The 15,229-nt window shown below is 69.1% G+C and carries 14 protein-coding genes; 2 read left to right on the forward strand and 12 right to left on the reverse strand.

The genetic code is table 11. The features are described from left to right. Positions 1-26 precede the first annotated feature (26 nt). Complete coding sequence (locus BMH31_RS02450; protein WP_099722544.1) at positions 27-827, reverse strand: alpha/beta fold hydrolase; 801 nt, start codon at positions 825-827, stop codon at positions 27-29. A gap of 4 nt (positions 828-831) precedes the next feature. Then, the gene (locus BMH31_RS02455) at positions 832-1,275 is read right to left on the reverse strand and encodes a DUF4440 domain-containing protein (protein ID WP_099722545.1); all 444 of its coding nucleotides are present in this window, start codon (positions 1,273-1,275) and stop codon (positions 832-834) included. Between the two features lie 296 nt (positions 1,276-1,571). Here BMH31_RS02455 and BMH31_RS02460 point away from each other — a divergent pair, with 296 nt between their 5' ends. Beyond that, positions 1,572-3,326 carry an ATP-binding cassette domain-containing protein gene (locus BMH31_RS02460; protein WP_099722546.1) on the forward strand — a complete coding sequence of 585 codons (1,755 nt, stop codon included), beginning with the start codon at positions 1,572-1,574 and terminating at the stop codon, positions 3,324-3,326. Between the two features lie 89 nt (positions 3,327-3,415). Here BMH31_RS02460 and nrdF read toward each other — a convergent pair whose 3' ends face one another. The 5 genes from nrdF to nrdH all read right to left on the reverse strand — a co-directional run bounded on the left by nrdF (position 3,416) and on the right by nrdH (position 9,114). Then, a complete protein-coding gene (nrdF, locus tag BMH31_RS02465) occupies positions 3,416-4,384 on the reverse strand; it encodes a class 1b ribonucleoside-diphosphate reductase subunit beta (protein ID WP_046454696.1) in 969 nt (322 codons plus the stop codon). Between the two features lie 245 nt (positions 4,385-4,629). Beyond that, positions 4,630-6,117 (reverse strand): tail fiber protein, encoded by a 1,488-nt coding sequence (locus BMH31_RS02470; protein ID WP_099722547.1) that lies wholly within the window; start codon positions 6,115-6,117, stop codon positions 4,630-4,632. Between the two features lie 205 nt (positions 6,118-6,322). Further along, positions 6,323-8,458 carry a class 1b ribonucleoside-diphosphate reductase subunit alpha gene (gene nrdE, locus BMH31_RS02475; RefSeq protein WP_099722548.1) on the reverse strand — a complete coding sequence of 712 codons (2,136 nt, stop codon included), beginning with the start codon at positions 8,456-8,458 and terminating at the stop codon, positions 6,323-6,325. After that, entirely contained in the window at positions 8,458-8,859 is a 402-nt protein-coding gene (gene nrdI, locus BMH31_RS02480; protein WP_046454694.1) for a class Ib ribonucleoside-diphosphate reductase assembly flavoprotein NrdI, read from the reverse strand. The genes nrdE and nrdI overlap by 1 nt, the downstream gene beginning before the upstream one ends. A gap of 18 nt (positions 8,860-8,877) precedes the next feature. Then, the gene (gene nrdH / locus BMH31_RS02485; protein WP_046454693.1) at positions 8,878-9,114 is read right to left on the reverse strand and encodes a glutaredoxin-like protein NrdH; all 237 of its coding nucleotides are present in this window, start codon (positions 9,112-9,114) and stop codon (positions 8,878-8,880) included. A 317-nt stretch (positions 9,115-9,431) separates the two neighbouring features. Here nrdH and BMH31_RS02490 point away from each other — a divergent pair, with 317 nt between their 5' ends. Further along, positions 9,432-9,749, forward strand: coding sequence for a helix-turn-helix transcriptional regulator (locus tag BMH31_RS02490; RefSeq protein ID WP_099722549.1), 318 nt, complete (start codon positions 9,432-9,434; stop codon positions 9,747-9,749). On the opposite strand, the gene BMH31_RS15645 is transcribed toward BMH31_RS02490, so the two are convergent. From BMH31_RS15645 to BMH31_RS02515, 5 genes are all read right to left on the reverse strand, one after another. After that, positions 9,746-10,114 carry a hypothetical protein gene (locus tag BMH31_RS15645; protein ID WP_241898100.1) on the reverse strand — a complete coding sequence of 123 codons (369 nt, stop codon included), beginning with the start codon at positions 10,112-10,114 and terminating at the stop codon, positions 9,746-9,748. The two genes, BMH31_RS02490 and BMH31_RS15645, sit on opposite strands and share 4 nt — an antisense overlap. Positions 10,115-10,179: 65 nt before the next feature. Further along, positions 10,180-10,638, reverse strand: a complete 459-nt coding sequence (locus BMH31_RS02500; protein ID WP_199068107.1) for a 23S rRNA (pseudouridine(1915)-N(3))-methyltransferase RlmH — start codon at positions 10,636-10,638, stop codon at positions 10,180-10,182. Beyond that, positions 10,635-11,870 carry a pyridoxal phosphate-dependent aminotransferase gene (locus BMH31_RS02505; RefSeq protein WP_099722550.1) on the reverse strand — a complete coding sequence of 412 codons (1,236 nt, stop codon included), beginning with the start codon at positions 11,868-11,870 and terminating at the stop codon, positions 10,635-10,637. The genes BMH31_RS02500 and BMH31_RS02505 overlap by 4 nt, the downstream gene beginning before the upstream one ends. An 8-nt stretch (positions 11,871-11,878) precedes the next feature. After that, complete coding sequence (locus BMH31_RS02510) at positions 11,879-13,783, reverse strand: ABC transporter ATP-binding protein (protein ID WP_099722551.1); 1,905 nt, start codon at positions 13,781-13,783, stop codon at positions 11,879-11,881. 2 nt (positions 13,784-13,785) lie between these two features. Beyond that, positions 13,786-15,084 carry an alpha/beta hydrolase-fold protein gene (locus tag BMH31_RS02515; RefSeq protein WP_099722552.1) on the reverse strand — a complete coding sequence of 433 codons (1,299 nt, stop codon included), beginning with the start codon at positions 15,082-15,084 and terminating at the stop codon, positions 13,786-13,788. Positions 15,085-15,229 lie beyond the last annotated feature (145 nt).

Here is a 15,229-nt window from a genome sequence, read left to right on the forward strand (position 1 = left end):
GAGCCGAGACTACTCCGCGGCGCCCGTCAGGCGGCGACGCCGGCCCGCAGGAACTCGATGCCGAGCTCGCGGAACTGCCGCGATCCCGGTGCGTTGAAGTGGTGGCGCTTGTCGAGCTCGGCGAAGGTGCCGTTCGGCAGCCGCGCGGCGAGCTGCTTCGAGTCCTCGAAGATCGCGTCGAGCGTGCCCGTCGCGACGAGCACCGGCTGGATCGGGGCGTTGCCGAGGTCGAGCTCCTCCTCGCCGAAGCGCATCCCTCCGGCGAGGGCGACGAGGGCGGGGAGGCTGTTCTCGGGCACCCGCTCCGCGAGCCGCACGTAGTTCTGCGTCGCCCGGTCGGTGACCGGGGTGCCGAACGCGATGTAGGCGCGGGCCTGGTCCAGGTCCAGACGGCCGAGCGGGCGACCATCGGGGATCCCGCCGAGCACGGCCCGTTCGATGCGGTGCTCGAGGTCGGCGCAGACGTGCCACCCCACCCGCGCGCCGAGCGAGTACCCGAGGTACAGCACCGGGTCGACCATGTAGGTGTCGAGCACCGTCTCGATGTCGCTGACGAGCAGCGGCATCGTGTAGTCGCGCGGATCGGTCGGCTTCTCGCTGCGCCCGTGCCCGCGCTGGTCGACGCCGAGCACGCGGAACCCGGCCTGCAGCAGGCTGCCGACCCAGCCGGTGTCGACCCACGTGTCCTTGCAGCTCGAGGCGAAGCCGTGCACGGCGATCACGGTCGGCGCCTCGTCGTCGCCCCACATATACGTCGCGATGCGGTAGCCCTCCTGCGACATCACGTACAGGGGTTCGGGCACCTCGGGGAACTGCAGACTGGGCATCCGTCTATTGTGCCCCGCCCAGCGGCTCGCGCACATCCTCGTGGATGTGCGCGATGGTGAGCGCGCCGTCCGCGCCTCGGGTGAGCACCGCCGTGTTGCGCGAGCGCTCGGGCGAGACCGAGCGACCGTTCGCGTCCTCCGCGTCGACACGCAGCCACCACGTCGCGACGATCGTGCCCCCGATCGTTCGCGCCTCGATCGATTCGACGACGAGCGCCGTCTCGGTGACCGGGTTCACGGCCGGCGCATCCGAGCCGGATCCGCGCCGCGCACGCAGCGCCTGCAACTCGTCCATGCCGTGCACGAGCGCATCCTCCGACGAGTCGAACATGGTCAGCTCGGGCGACAGCAGCGCGTCGATCGCAGAGGTGTCGCGGCTCAGATACCCCGCGTACATCGTTTCCACGAGCGCCAGCACTTCGGCGGCGGGATCGGTCAGGGGCTCCATCGGCACTGCGGGTCCTCACGTCGGGGGTTCGGCCGCCGACCAGCGCGCGGCCCCGATCCATCGTAGTGAGACCCGGACAGGCCGGTCGACGAAGGCGAGGGTTCCGCTCCGCGACTCATCCTGTTAGAGTCCCGGTCGTGGGCACTCTGATTCGCTAGATCTGGACGCTGCGTCGAGCCCTGCTCCGCAGCGGGTCCTGAGCGCGCGCCGCTGCCCGGCGCCCGAGGTCCGGATCCGATCCCGCATCTGCGATGCGCTTCCCCGCGCGACCCTCCGTCGCGCGCAGAGGAGTCCCCATGTTCCCGTCTTCCGTTCATTCCCCGTCCCCGGCCCGCTCCGCGGTCCGGTCGCAAGCAGCGCGCAGCCACCGGGTCTGCGAGCTCCGATCCGCGACGGTCCGCTTCGCGGATCGGGTCGTGCTCGACCGGGTCGATCTCGTCGTCAGCCCCACCGCCAGGGTCGCCCTGGTCGGCGACAACGGCGCCGGAAAGTCCACCCTGCTCGGGCTGCTCTCGGGCACCGTCCGCCCGGTCGCCGGCGAGGCCCGAGTCGTCCTCCCCGGCGGTCTCGCGCACGCCGCGCAGGATCCCCGCTTCCCCGCAGGATCCACGGTGGCGCAGGCGATCGATCTGCTCCTCGCCGATCTGCGGGCGGTCGAGGCCGAGATCCAACACGTGTCGGATCGCCTCGCGGCGGTCGGCCCGGATGAGCAGTCGGCGCTGCTCGACCGGCTCGGCGAACTGATCGATCGGTTCGAGGCCCGCGATGGCCACGACGTGGATCTGCGGGTCGACGCCGGGCTCGAGCAGCTCGGCCTCGGCGGCCTCGACCGCTCGCGGCAGGTCGCGTCGCTCTCGGGCGGGGAACGCGCACGCCTCGCGCTCGCGACCGCACTGGCCTCACGGGCGGAGCTGCTGCTGCTCGACGAACCCACGAACGACCTCGACGACCAGGCGCTCGCCTGGCTCGAGGGCCGGCTCACAGCGCACCGCGGTGCGCTGGTGGTCGCGACCCACGATCGCGCGTTCCTCGATCGTTTCGCCGACGACATCGTGCAGGTGCGCGACGGCGGCCTGCGCCGGTCGGGCGATGGCTACGCCGGGTACCTCGCGGCGCGCGCCGCAGAGCGCCGGCGACAGGCCGAGCTCCACGAGGAGTGGCGCACCGAACTGGCACGGAGCGAGGCGCTCGTGTCGGCGAACGCCTCGCGTCTCGCCGCGATCCCCCGCAAGCTCGAGCTCGACGGCTTCGGGCACGGGGCGTTCCGCGCGCGGAGCCGCGAGCACGGCGCGGTCAGCCGGATCCGCATGGCGAAGGCGCGCGTCGCGGCGCTGCGCGCGTCGCCCGTGCCGCCCCCGCCCGAACCGCTGCGCTTCGACCCCGGCTTCGCCGAGACGGCGGACGGGATCGCGGCCTCGGCTCCGACCGGCGCCGAGGCACAGCGCCCCGACACGGGCGCGCTGATCTCGTTGAGCGGGATCCGGTGCACGGACGGCGCGGCCCTGCGGATGGACGCGTGGACGGTCCGCCGCGGCGACCGCTGGCTCGTGACGGGGCCGAACGGCGCCGGGAAGACGACGCTGCTGCGCCTGCTCGCGGGCGAGCTGGGCGCCCAGCATGGCACGATCGAGCGCCACGACGCGCTGCGTACGAGCTGGCTGCGGCAGGAGGTCGCCTCCGCGCCGGCGCGCTCGGTCGTCGAGCACTTCGGCGGTGCGGTCGGCCTGCATCGGGTCGATGCGGTGGATCGGCTCGGCCGGTTCGGATTGCTGCCCGAGCACGCGTTCGAGCGACCGGTGGCGGCGCTCTCGGTCGGGCAGCGGCGCCGGCTGGATCTCGCGATCGCGCTCGCGGCGCCCGGCGACCTGATCCTGCTCGACGAGCCGACCAACCACCTCGCGCCCGAGCTCGTCGAACAGCTGGAGGACGCGCTCGACGCGTTCGACGGCGCCGTCGTCACCGTCACGCACGACCGCCGCTGGATCGAGCGCGCGAGCGGATCCTCGCGGGTAGGGGTTGCGGATGGGCTGGCGACCCCGGCCGCCGAATAGCCGCAACGCGCAGGGCCCGGGATCGCAGTGCGCGATCCCGGGCCCTGCGGGAGCTCCGCGCGAGCGCGGACGGGGTCAACGGATCGGGATCAGAAGTCCCAGTCCTCGTCCTCGGTGGCGACGGCCTTGCCGATGACGTACGAGGAGCCCGAGCCCGAGAAGAAGTCGTGGTTCTCGTCGGCGTTCGGCGACAGCGCCGACAGGATCGCCGGGTTCACGTCGGTCATCTCTTTCGGGAACATCGGCTCGTAGCCGAGGTTCATGAGCGCCTTGTTCGCGTTGTAGTGCAGGAACTTCTTGACGTCCTCGGTGAGACCCACCGGATCGTAGAGGTCGGCGGTGTACTTGACCTCGTTCTCGTACAGCTCGTACATGAGCGAGAAGGTGTAGTCCTTGAGCTCCTGACGGCGCTCCTCGGTCTCGTTCTCGAGACCCTTCTGGAACTTGTAGCCGATGTAGTAGCCGTGCACGGCCTCGTCGCGGATGATGAGGCGGATGAGGTCGGCCGTGTTGGTGAGCTTGGCGTGGCTCGACCAGTACATGGGCAGGTAGAAGCCCGAGTAGAACAGGAACGATTCGAGCAGCGTCGAAGCGATCTTGCGCTTCAGCGGGTCGTCGCCCTCGTAGTAGTCGACGATGATCGACGCCTTCTTCTGCAGGTTCGGGTTCTCGACCGACCAGCGGAACGCGTCGTCGATCTCCTGCGTGGAGCACAGCGTCGAGAAGATCGACGAGTAGCTCTTGGCGTGCACCGACTCCATGAACGCGATGTTCGTGTAGACGGCTTCCTCGTGCGGGGTGATCGCATCGGGGATCAGCGAGACGGCGCCGACCGTGCCCTGGATCGTGTCGAGCAGGGTGAGGCCGGTGAACACGCGCATGGTGAGCAGCTGCTCCTGCGGCGTGAGCGTCGCCCACGACTGCACGTCGTTCGACAGCGGCACCTTCTCGGGCAGCCAGAAGTTGTTGACCAGGCGGTTCCAGACCTCGAGGTCCTTCTCGTCCTCGATCCGGTTCCAGTTGATCGCCCGAACGGCGTGCCCCAGCTTGAAGTTCATCGGCTCCCTTTGCTCACTATCGATTCGCACCTCGGGTCGCCCGGTGCACGCGCGCACGCGCGCGTTCCTGAGGACGGGGACGACCCTGCGCCGCGGTGATCCGCGAGCCTCGTCCGAGGCTCGCGGATCACCGGCTGGCTCCATCAAATAGTAGCGGTTCGCGGCCTCGGTCGGGTGCGCGACACAGTCTCGAAATACCTACATCTTGTGGTCGAAGCGAGACAGGACCGCAAGATCATGTGGCACTACTGGAACGACGGGAAGATGCCCATGTCGCAGATGTAGTAGCTCATGTTGTTCGGGGCGATCGCCCGGAGGTCGGGCAACTGGAAGGTCGTCCGACCGTCACCCCCGTAGGTGGTGCCGATCAACGCGAAGAGCGCAGAGTTCTGCTGAATGGAGACCAACTGGCCCTTGGCCGGCACGCCGTCGGTGCGGTTCGCAGCGCTCAAGTACACCTCGCCCATGACGCACTCACCGGATCCGCGACCCGGCTGGCCGTTGCCGGTGTTCTGCCCGAAGTAGCTCGACAGCAGGCTGTTACCCGCGGGACCCTGCTGCCCGGGAAGCCCTGGAATGCCCTGCGGCCCTGCGGGCCCGGTCGCGCCCGGAGCGCCGGCCGATCCGGCGGCCGCGAGCACGGCCCACGCGCTCGTGTCGGTCGGCACCAGCGCCGAGAACGCACCCGGTTTGGTCGCGATGTAGGTCGCCCCCTGGTAGGTCACGACGCTTGCCGGGGTCGTGCCCGAGTAGATCGCAGTCGGCTCGAACGCGCCGCGAAAGGTCCAGGGCGTCACGCCGTCCTGACCGGCAGCACCGGTCGCACCGATGGCGCCGGTGAGGCCGACCACACCCTGCACGCCCTGGATTCCCTGAACACCCTGCAGCCCCTGCTCACCGGTATCGCCCTTGTCGCCCTTGTCGCCCTTCGCGCCCGCGGCGGCGACGAGGATCCAGTCCGAGGGAGAGACGGCGGGCGCGGCCGCGACGGAGGAGCGGGCAGCGACGTAGGTCGATCCCTGGTAGACGACGAGCGATGCCGGCGGGCCGGCGGTGTAGGTGGCCGTCGCCGACCACTCCCCGACCGTCGCCCACGGCGTGTCGCCAGTGTCGCCCTTCACGCCCTGAATGCCCTGGATCCCCTGCAGGCCGGGATCGCCCTTGTCGCCCTTCGCCCCGGGGGCACCGGCGACGCCGGGATCGCCCTTGTCCCCCTTGACGCCTTGGAGACCGGGGTCTCCCTGGTCGCCCTTCGCGCCGGGAGCCCCGGCCTGGCCCGGCGCGCCGTCCTTGCCTGCGGCTCCCGGCGTCCCGGTCCGGCCGGTGGCCCCGATGCGGCCCGGCGCCCCCGGGGCTCCGGTCGATCCGGGCGTTCCCGCGACGCCCGGGGTTCCGGTCGCTCCCGGGGTTCCGGATTCTCCGGCCTTCCCGGCTTCGCCCGGCTTGCCGGTCGGCCCCGGCTTGCCGGCGTCGCCCTTCTCGCCCGCCGCGCCGGCCTTGCCGGCCTCGGCTTCGCTCGTCTGCCAGACCACGGGCACGGTCCCGCTTCCGCAGGCGCCGCCCGCGGAGCTCAGTTCCAGGGTGCCCTCGCTCGCATCGAGACACCCCTGCAGCGCGGCCCCCGCGCGCACGCTGTTCGCCTGCATCAGCCCCGTCGCAGCGAATGCGCCGCCGCCTCCGGCCAATAGCGCGACCAGCGCGCACGTGATCAGCGTCTTCGTCGACCCGTTCATATCTCCCCCAGTACAGACGCCGGAACGCGACACGGATCGTGCGCGGGCGCGAACAATGAGCGTAGTGCCGAAGTTGCTTGAACGGTGAACCAATTTGCGCACCAGTTTGCGCACTCGACGCAGCCGGGCGCACACACGCCGACGGCGGGCGGTCACCGCACGGTGACCGCCCGCCGTCGCGGGAACGCGCTGTGCGCGTGCTGTCTCAGAGCATGCAGCTGACGCACTCGGACATGTCGGTGCCCTCGAGCGCGAGCTGACGCAGGCGGATGTAGTAGATCGTCTTGATCCCCTTGCGCCACGCGTAGATCTGCGCCTTGTTGATGTCGCGGGTGGTCGCGGTGTCCTTGAAGAACAGCGTGAGCGACAGGCCCTGATCGACATGCTGCGTCGCCGCGGCGTAGGTGTCGATGATCTTCTCGGGGCCGATCTCGTAGGCGTCCTCGTAGTAGGCGAGGTTCTCGTTCGTCATGAACGGGGCCGGGTAGTAGACGCGACCCAGCTTGCCTTCCTTGCGGATCTCGATCTTCGAGGCGATCGGGTGGATCGACGAGGTCGAGTTGTTGATGTACGAGATCGAGCCCGTGGGCGGTACGGCCTGCAGGTTCTGGTTGTAGATGCCGTGCTCCATGACCGAAGCCTTGAGCTCGAGCCAGTCGGCCTGGGTCGGGATCTCGATGCCGGCGTTCGCGAACAGTTCGCGGACCCGCTCGGTCTCGGGCTCCCACGCCTGCTCGGTGTACTTGTCGAAGAACTCGCCCGACGCGTACTTCGAGTCCTCGAATCCGCCGAACACGGAGTCGCGCTCGATCGCGATGCGGTTCGAGGCCCGCAGCGCGTGGTACAGCACCGTGTAGAAGTAGATGTTCGTGAAGTCGATGCCTTCTTCGGAGCCGTAGTGGACGTGCTCGCGAGCGAGGTATCCGTGCAGGTTCATCTGGCCGAGGCCGATGGCGTGCGACTGGTCGTTGCCGTCCTCGATGGAGCGCACCGACGTGATGTGGCTCTGGTCGCTCACCGAGGTGAGCGCGCGGATCGCGAGCTCGACGGAGCCGGCGAGGTCGCCGCCGTCCATCGCCAGCGCGATGTTCATCGAGCCGAGATTGCACGAGATGTCCTTGCCGATCTGGTCGTAGGACAGGTCCTCGTTGTAGGTCGTCGGCGTATTGACCTGCAGGATCTCGGAGCACAGGTTCGACATGTTGATGCGGCCCTTGATGGGGTTCGCGTTGTTGACCGTGTCCTCGAAGACGATGTAGGGGTAGCCCGACTCGAACTGCAGTTCGGCGATGGTCTGGAAGAACTGGCGCGCATTGATCTTCGTCTTCTTGATGCGCGGGTCGTCGACCATCTCGCGGTACTTCTCGGAGACCGAGATGTCGCCGAAGGGTACGCCGTAGACGCGCTCGACGTCGTAGGGCGAGAAGAGGTACATGTCCTCGCCCTTCTTAGCCAGTTCGAAGGTGATGTCGGGCACGACGACGCCCAGCGAGAGCGTCTTGATGCGGATCTTCTCGTCCGCGTTCTCGCGCTTGGTGTCGAGGAACTTCATGATGTCGGGGTGGTGCGCGTTGAGGTACACCGCGCCCGCGCCCTGGCGTGCGCCGAGCTGGTTGGCGTAGCTGAAGCTGTCTTCGAGCAGCTTCATCACGGGAATGATGCCCGAGGACTGGTTCTCGATCTTCTTGATCGGGGCGCCCGCCTCGCGGATGTTGGAGAGCGAGAGCGCCACGCCGCCGCCGCGCTTCGAGAGCTGCAGCGAGGAGTTGATGCCACGCGAGATCGACTCCATGTTGTCTTCGATGCGCAGCAGGAAGCACGAGACGAGCTCGCCGCGTTGCGCCTTGCCGAGGTTGAGGAAGGTGGGGGTGGCCGGCTGGAAGCGACCCGAGACGATCTCGCGGACCAGACCGCGCGCCAGCTCCTCGTCGCCCTGAGCGAGCCCGAGGGCGACCATGACGACGCGATCCTCGAAGCGCTCGAGGTACCGCTTGCCGTCGAACGTCTTGAGCGCGTACGAGGTGAAGAACTTGAAGGCGCCGAGGAACGTCGGGAAGCGGAACTTCATCGCGTACGCCTCGTCGGTCAGCCGCTCGACGAACTTGACCGAGTACTGCTCGAAGAGGTCCTTCTCGTAGTAGTCGTTGTCGATGAGGTACCGCACACGCTCTTCGAAGTTGTGGAAGAAGACCATGTTCTGGTTGACGTGCTGCAGGAAGTACTGGCGCGCCGCCTCGCGGTCCTTGTCGAACTGGATCTTGCCGTCGGCGTCGTACAGGTTCAGCATCGCGTTCAGCGAGTGGTAGTCCATCTCGCTGATCTTCGAGGACTCGTGCTCCATCACTGCTGCTTCCAAAACTGGTCCAATCCTTCTCGGACGGCGGTGACGTCGTCCGGTGTTCCAAAGAGTTCGAATCGATAGAGGAACGGCACTCGGCACTTGCGGGCGACGATGTCGCCCGCAATGCCGTAGGCCTCCCCGAAGTTGGTGTTCCCCGCGGCGATCACCCCGCGCAGCTGGGTCCGGTTGCGCTCGTCGTTGAGGAACCGGATGACCTGCTTCGGCACGGCCCGGGTTTCGGGGCCGCCGCCGTAGGTGGGGAGCAGGAGCACGAACGGATCGGTGACGACCAGCGGTTCCTCCCGCGAGTAGAGCGGGATCCGCAGAGCCGGCCGATCGAGCTTCTCGACGAAGCGGTGCGTGTTCCCCGAGATGCTGGAGAAATAGACCAGGTCGGCCATGCTCTCCTCCCTGCGGCGCTAGTCGGCGAGGCGGTTCGCGAGCTCCGAGATCTTGTCGGGACGGAAGCCCGACCAGTGCTCGTCGTCGGCCACCACGACGGGCGCCTGCAGGTAGCCGAGCTCCTTGACGGCCTGGAGCGCCGCCTCGTCCTGCGAGAGGTCCAGGACTTCGTACTCGATGCCCTTGCTGTCGAGCGCCCGGTACGTCGCGGTGCACTGCACGCACGACGGCTTCGTGTAGACCGTGATAGCCATTTTGAGCCCTTCGCTAAAATCTGACGCACCCCGCTCGGGGCACTACATCTAGTGTCCCACACGAGCGGCAAACACAACATGCTGTAGTTACACGAATGTAGTTTTCCACGCGTCGTCCACGGGCGGGAGGCCCGACCTGGGGACAACTTTCGGCGCGTTTCCGCCACCGCGGGCGGGTTATCCACAGGGCCGGCGACCCTGGGGAAATTCTCTGTCCACGGTTCCCTCGGCGTGTCGCGCTCGGGTGCCGCCGAGGGGTTTCCACAGGGCGAAAACGCCCCGTGCGCGGTGGGGCCCGGACCCCCGAGCGTTGGGGCATGGATCTTCACCCACTGCACTCCCCGTCCCTGGCCGTCGGCACCCGGATCAAGGCCCTGCGCGCGAGGCTCGGGCTCAGCCAGACCCGCCTGGCGGAGCTCGCCCGTCTGCACCCTTCGAACCTCGGCCGGTTGGAGCGCGGCACCTCGAACCCGAACCTCGACACGCTCGTCCGCGTCGCGACGGCGCTGGGCACGACGGTCTCGGAGCTGACCCGGAGCATCGCCACACGCGCCCACGAGCAGCCCGCGCCCGCGCCCGGCCCGCTGCTGCCCCGCGAACCCCGGCACTGGACCCACGACGAATGGGACGCCTAGAGCGCGATGGGCCACAGCAGCTCGGTCCCGTCGGGCTGGAACCAGCGCAGGACCAGCATGGCGTCGGGCGCGGTCCCCGCACGATCCGCGGATCCGCCGCGCAGCACCGCCCGCACCCGCTCGCCCGGGTACACCGTACGCGGGAGCGACAGGCCCAGGAGCCCGGATCCGGCGAGCGCGAAGCGCACCGCGCGCAACGGCCCGTCGGCGCGCTGCTCGACCTCCACCACGCCGTCCTCGGAGCGGTGGACCACGCACCAGGGGACGGCGACCGGGACGCGCAGTCGGGCCGGGTCAGGGGGAGGCGCGCCGGACGCGATGGTGCCTGCGGGAACGATGCGGCTGGAGATGCGGAAGGGATTCATGGCGACACGATAGGCGCGACCACTGACATTCGGACCGCGCGCGATCCGCCCCCTGGGCCCCGTGCTCAGACGTGGTGGTACGGGCGGCCGCCGGCGATCTCCTGCGCCCGATAGAGCTGCTCGGCGACAATCAGTCGGACGAGCTGGTGCGGGAACACCAAGCGCGACAGGCTCCACACGAGATCGGCGCGGTCCCGCACGCGGTCGTCGACGCCGAACGCCCCGCCGATCACGAGCGCGACCGGCCGCGAACGGTCGAAGGCCTCGCGCAGCGCGCGCGACAGCTCCGGGGAATCCAGATTGCGCCCGCGCTCATCGAGCAGCACCACGAATTCATCGGCGCCGAGCTTTCCGAGGATCCGGTCCGATTCCTCGGCGCGGGCCGCCTCGCCGTCGCGTGAGGAGTGCGGCAGCAGCTGCCAGGAGGTATCGAAGGGTTTGCGCAGTCGCTTCTCGTAGCGGGAGATCCCGTCGACCACCCAGCCCTCGTGCTTCTTCCCGACGGCGAGCACGCGGACGCTCACGCCCGTGCCCCGTTCCGCACACCCTCGAGGAACTCCGCGATCCGCCCGATCGCCTCGGAGAGCACGCCGACCTCGGGCAGCGAGACGAACCGCAGATGGTCCGGCGTGGGCAGGTTGAAGCCGCGGCCGTTGGTCACGAGCACCCGGGTCGCGCGGAGCAGATCGATCACGAACGCCTGGTCGTCGGCGATGGGGTAGACCTCGGGATCGAGCTTCGGGAACAGGTACATCGCTCCCCCGGGGAGCGCGCAGCTCACCCCGGGGATCGCGGTCAGCAGACGGTGCGCCGTATCGCGTTGCTCGCGCAACCGCCCGCCCGGCGCGCAGAGCTCGCCGATCCCCGAATCCCGCCACTCGGGCGCGAGCGCGACCGGGATCGCGTACTGCGCGGGCACGTTCGCGCACATGCGCATGTTGGCGAGCAGCGTCAGCCCCTCGAGGAAGTCCGCCGCCCGTGCGCGGTTGCCGGAGGCCACCACCCAGCCCGAGCGGAACCCGGCGATGCGCTGCGCCTTCGACAGGCCGCTGAAGGTGAGGCAGAGCGTCTCGCTCACGTGCTTCGCCGCGTGCTCGTGCACCGCACCGTCGTAGAGGATCCGCTCGTAGATCTCGTCGGCGAACAGCACGAGGCCGTGCCGCTCGGCGAGCGCCGCGAAGCCCCGCACGAGTTCAGCGGGGTAGACCGCTCCGGTCGGATTGTTGGGGTTGATCAGTACGATCCCCCGCGTGCGCGGCGTGATGAGCTCCTCGATGCGGGCGAGGTCGGGCACCCAGCCGTTCGCCTCGTCGCACGGGTAGTGCACGGCGTCCCCGCCCGACAGCGTCACCTGCGCGGTCCACAGCGGGTAGTCGGGTGCGGGCACCAGGATCTCGTCGCCGGGGCTCACGAGCGCCTGCAGCACGAGGGAGATCATCTCGCTGACGCCGTTGCCGATGAATACGTCCTCGGGGCCGACGTCGGCGATCCCCTCCTCGACGTAGCGGCGGGCGACGGCCTCGCGGGCCTCGGGGATCCCCTGCGACGCGCTGTACCCCTGCGCGTGCGGAAGCGCGGCCCGGATCGCCTCGACGATCTCGGGCGGCGCGTCGAAGCCGAACGGCGCCGGGTTGCCGATGTTCAGCTTCAGGATCCGGTGGCCGGCGCGTTCGAGCCGCTCGGCCTCCTGCAGGATCGGGCCTCGGACGTCGTACCGCACACCGCGAAGCCGGTGCGACTGGGTGATCGGCTGCACGATCCCGATTATTCCACTTCTCCGACGCGGTCCCGCCCGGCCTGGGCCGCATACAGCTCGGCGTACGCGCCTCCCGCGGCCAGCAGTTCGTCGTGGGTGCCCCGCTCGAGCACACGGCCCGCGCCCAGCACGTAGATGCGGTCGGCATCGACGATGGTCGACAGGCGGTGCGCGATCGCGATCGTGGTGCGCCCGCTGCGGGCGCCGTCGAGCGCCTGCTGCACGATCCGCTCGCTCACGGTGTCGAGCGCGCTCGTCGCCTCGTCGAGGATCAGGATCCTCGGGTTCTTGAGCAGCACGCGCGCGATCGCGATGCGCTGCTTCTCTCCGCCGGACAACCGGTAGCCCCGCTCCCCGACCACCGTGTCGTAGCCCTCGGCGAAGGAGGCGATGGTCGCATGGATGTTGGCCATGCGCGCGGCCGCCTCCAGCTCCTCGTCGCTCGCATCCGGCTTGCCGTACCGCAGGTTCTCGGCGATCGTCGCGTGGAAGAGGTAGGGCTCCTGGGTGACCACGCCGATGTCGGCCATGAGCGAATCGTGCTGCAGCTCGCGCACGTCGACGCCCGAGACCCGCAGGGCGCCGTCGGTCACGTCGTAGAGGCGAGGGATCAGGGACCCGATCGTCGTCTTGCCGGATCCCGACGCGCCGACCAGCGCGACGAACTCGCCGGGGGCGACCTCGAACGACACGCGGTCGAGCGTCGGCGGCGCGTCCTCCGCCGCATCCTCGTAGGCGAACGACACCCGATCGAGCTCGACCCGGCCCGCGAGACCCGGCTCCTCCGGGATCGGCCTCGCGTCGGGCGCGTCGACGATCCGGGGGCGGAGGTCCAGGTACTCGAAGATGCGGGCGAACAGGGCCTGCGAGGTCTGCAGGTCGAGCGCGATCCGCAGCAGCGCCATCATCGGGAACAGCAGCCGGGACTGCACGGTGGTGAAGGCCACAATCGTTCCCGCCGTGATGCCGGCGTCGAACCCCTGCCCCTGGGCGGAGGCGATGAGCCAGCCCGAGACGAGGTACACGATCGCGGGCACGGCCGACATGAACACCTGCACCATCGCGAAGAACGCCTGGCCGCTCATGGTCAGCCGCACCTGGAGGCCGATCTGGTTGCGGTTCTCGGCCGCGTAGCGCTCGGTCTCGGCGCCCTGGCGCGAGTACGTCTTCGCGAGCAGCACTCCCGAGATCGAGAGCGCCTCCTGCGTGATCGCGGTCATCTCCGACAACGATTCCTGAGTCTGGCCGGCGATCTTGGCCCGCACCTGGCCGACCCGCCGCTGCGCGATGACCAGGACGGGCAGCAGCACGATCGCGATCAGGGTCAGCTGCCAGCTGAGCATCAGCATGGCCACGAGCGCGGCGATCACCGTGACCGTGTTGCCCACGATGTTCGAGACCGTATTGGTCAGCACGTTGGCCACGCCGCCGACGTCGTTCTGCAGGCGGGACTGGATCACGCCCGTCTTGGTCCGGGTGAAGAAGCCCAGCTCCATCGACTGCAGGTGCGAGAACAGCCGCTCTCGGAGGTCGCCCATGACCCGGTTGCCGACCCGGGCCGTGATCAGCGTCTGCACCACGCCCAGCCCGGACGAGGCCACGAACACCGCGATCATGCCGCCGACCAGCCAGGCGAGCAGCGTCAGCTGCGGATGCCCGTCCTTGGGGAACAGCGCATCGTCGAAGACGCGCTGCGTGATGAGCGGCGGGATGACGGAGAGCGCAGCGGCGACGAGCACGAGGGCCGCGATCACGACGAGCTGCCGGCGATAGGGCCGGAACAGCGCGATGATGCGTTTCCCGAGATCGGGGACCACGGGGGCCTGGCGGTTCAGCTCGCGCTGCGCGTCGGCATCGGCCGCCGAAACTCGACCGCCTCCGCCGCCGCGTCCTCCCCCGCCGGGCCTGCCCATACTCATCCGGCGTCGAGCCCCATTCGCTTCGCCAGGATCGGGATGGCCTGTTCGAACACGCTCGTCACCGTGCGCCAGTCGTGCCCCGTCGGCTCCTCCATCAGCTGCGAGTCCATGCCCGCCGCGACCGAGGCCTGATGCAGTTCGTGCGCGTACTTGGTGTACTTGTGATCCGTGGTGCCGACCCCGTAGATCATCATCGTGTCGCGGTAGGGTGCGTTGGCCTGCATGATCGCGCGCGGCTGCGCGGCCTCGTAGGCGGCCTTCGAGCCGTCGAAGCCCTCGGCGATGGTGTTCGGCACAGTGTTCAGGATAGGCCCGATCTGGCCCTGGACCGAGATGCCCGAACCGTACAGCTGGGGGAACTTGGCGACGAGCTGCGTCGTGCAGGTTCCGCCCTGCGAGAAGCCGGTCACGGCCCACATCCGAGGATCGCTGCTGACGCGGTAGTTCGCCTTCACCCAGTTGGTCACGTCTTGAGTGAGATAGGTCTCCGAGTTGCCGAACTTCTTCGAGTCGACGCACATCGGGTTCACCGCGGGGTCGGTCAGCTGGTCCGGCGAGATCACGATCGGCGCGAGGCCGTTGTGCGCCGCCGCGTACTCGTCGAGGGTCCGACCGAGCGCACCCGAGGAGAACGGAGTACCCGGGCTCCCCGGCTGGCCCGACAGCGCGATCAGCACGGGGAGCACGGGCGGGTTCTTCACGAGCGCGGCCGGCGGCAGATAAATCACAGCGGGTCGCGCCTTGAAGTGCGACACGGCACCGGCGATGGGAACCTGCCCGATCTGCCCCTGTTTCGGCATGTCGGCGGGGGCGCGCCACGTGGAGTAGTCGACCATGCCCTTCACGACCTCGCCCCGCTGCCCGGTCGTGTCCTTCAGCTGGGCGAACTTGACCCCGCCGATGACCTCGTTCAGCGTCTGGTAGGCGCCGAAGTCGGCGTTGATCCCGACCGCCGACGTCGCGAGCATCGCCGGGATCGCGATGATCGCGACGGCCTTGCGCCACCAGCGCGACTTGAACAGGTTCACGATGGCGAGCCCGAGCCCGGCGAAGCCGATGATCGTCCAGAGGCGGACCACCTGCGAGAGATCGACGCCGAAGATGTTCTGCGCGTCCACCACCCACCAGAACACGAGCGCGCCGATGCCGCCGCCGACGACGGCACCGATGATCGAGAGCAGGGTCCGCTTCCAGGTCGGCCGGATCAGCAGGTAGAGCGCGAACACGCCCATGACGATCGCCGCGGCGAGCATGACTCGCGGGCTGGTCAGCGGGTGCTTCAGCAGCCAATCCATAGATGTTCCGATCGACGAGGACGTGCGGGGTACCGCAGATCAGCATGCTCGGACCCCGAATGAGGAAGCTGCGCGGACGCTGTGAGACTGCCGACAGCGGGCGGGGCGCCCACCGCCCGGCGACGACGATCCCCTTCCTGGGAGG

The sequence above is a fragment of the Leucobacter sp. OLIS6 genome (assembly GCF_002752355.1).
Classification (GTDB): Bacteria; Actinomycetota; Actinomycetes; order Actinomycetales; family Microbacteriaceae; genus Leucobacter.

Bases quoted from the DNA above. Each gene is read 5' to 3' on its own strand.
- BMH31_RS02450 (WP_099722544.1), bottom strand. From the start codon at position 827: ATGCCCAGTCTGCAGTTCCCCGAGGTGCCCGAACCCCTGTACGTGATG.
- BMH31_RS02455 (WP_099722545.1), bottom strand. From the start codon at position 1,275: ATGGAGCCCCTGACCGATCCCGCCGCCGAAGTGCTGGCGCTCGTGGAA.
- BMH31_RS02460 (WP_099722546.1), top strand. From the start codon at position 1,572: ATGTTCCCGTCTTCCGTTCATTCCCCGTCCCCGGCCCGCTCCGCGGTC.
- nrdF (WP_046454696.1), bottom strand. From the start codon at position 4,384: ATGAACTTCAAGCTGGGGCACGCCGTTCGGGCGATCAACTGGAACCGG.
- BMH31_RS02470 (WP_099722547.1), bottom strand. From the start codon at position 6,117: ATGAACGGGTCGACGAAGACGCTGATCACGTGCGCGCTGGTCGCGCTA.
- nrdE (WP_099722548.1), bottom strand. From the start codon at position 8,458: ATGGAGCACGAGTCCTCGAAGATCAGCGAGATGGACTACCACTCGCTG.
- nrdI (WP_046454694.1), bottom strand. From the start codon at position 8,859: ATGGCCGACCTGGTCTATTTCTCCAGCATCTCGGGGAACACGCACCGC.
- nrdH (WP_046454693.1), bottom strand. From the start codon at position 9,114: ATGGCTATCACGGTCTACACGAAGCCGTCGTGCGTGCAGTGCACCGCG.
- BMH31_RS02490 (WP_099722549.1), top strand. From the start codon at position 9,432: ATGGATCTTCACCCACTGCACTCCCCGTCCCTGGCCGTCGGCACCCGG.
- BMH31_RS15645 (WP_241898100.1), bottom strand. From the start codon at position 10,114: ATGAATCCCTTCCGCATCTCCAGCCGCATCGTTCCCGCAGGCACCATC.
- BMH31_RS02510 (WP_099722551.1), bottom strand. From the start codon at position 13,783: ATGGGCAGGCCCGGCGGGGGAGGACGCGGCGGCGGAGGCGGTCGAGTT.
- BMH31_RS02515 (WP_099722552.1), bottom strand. From the start codon at position 15,084: ATGGATTGGCTGCTGAAGCACCCGCTGACCAGCCCGCGAGTCATGCTC.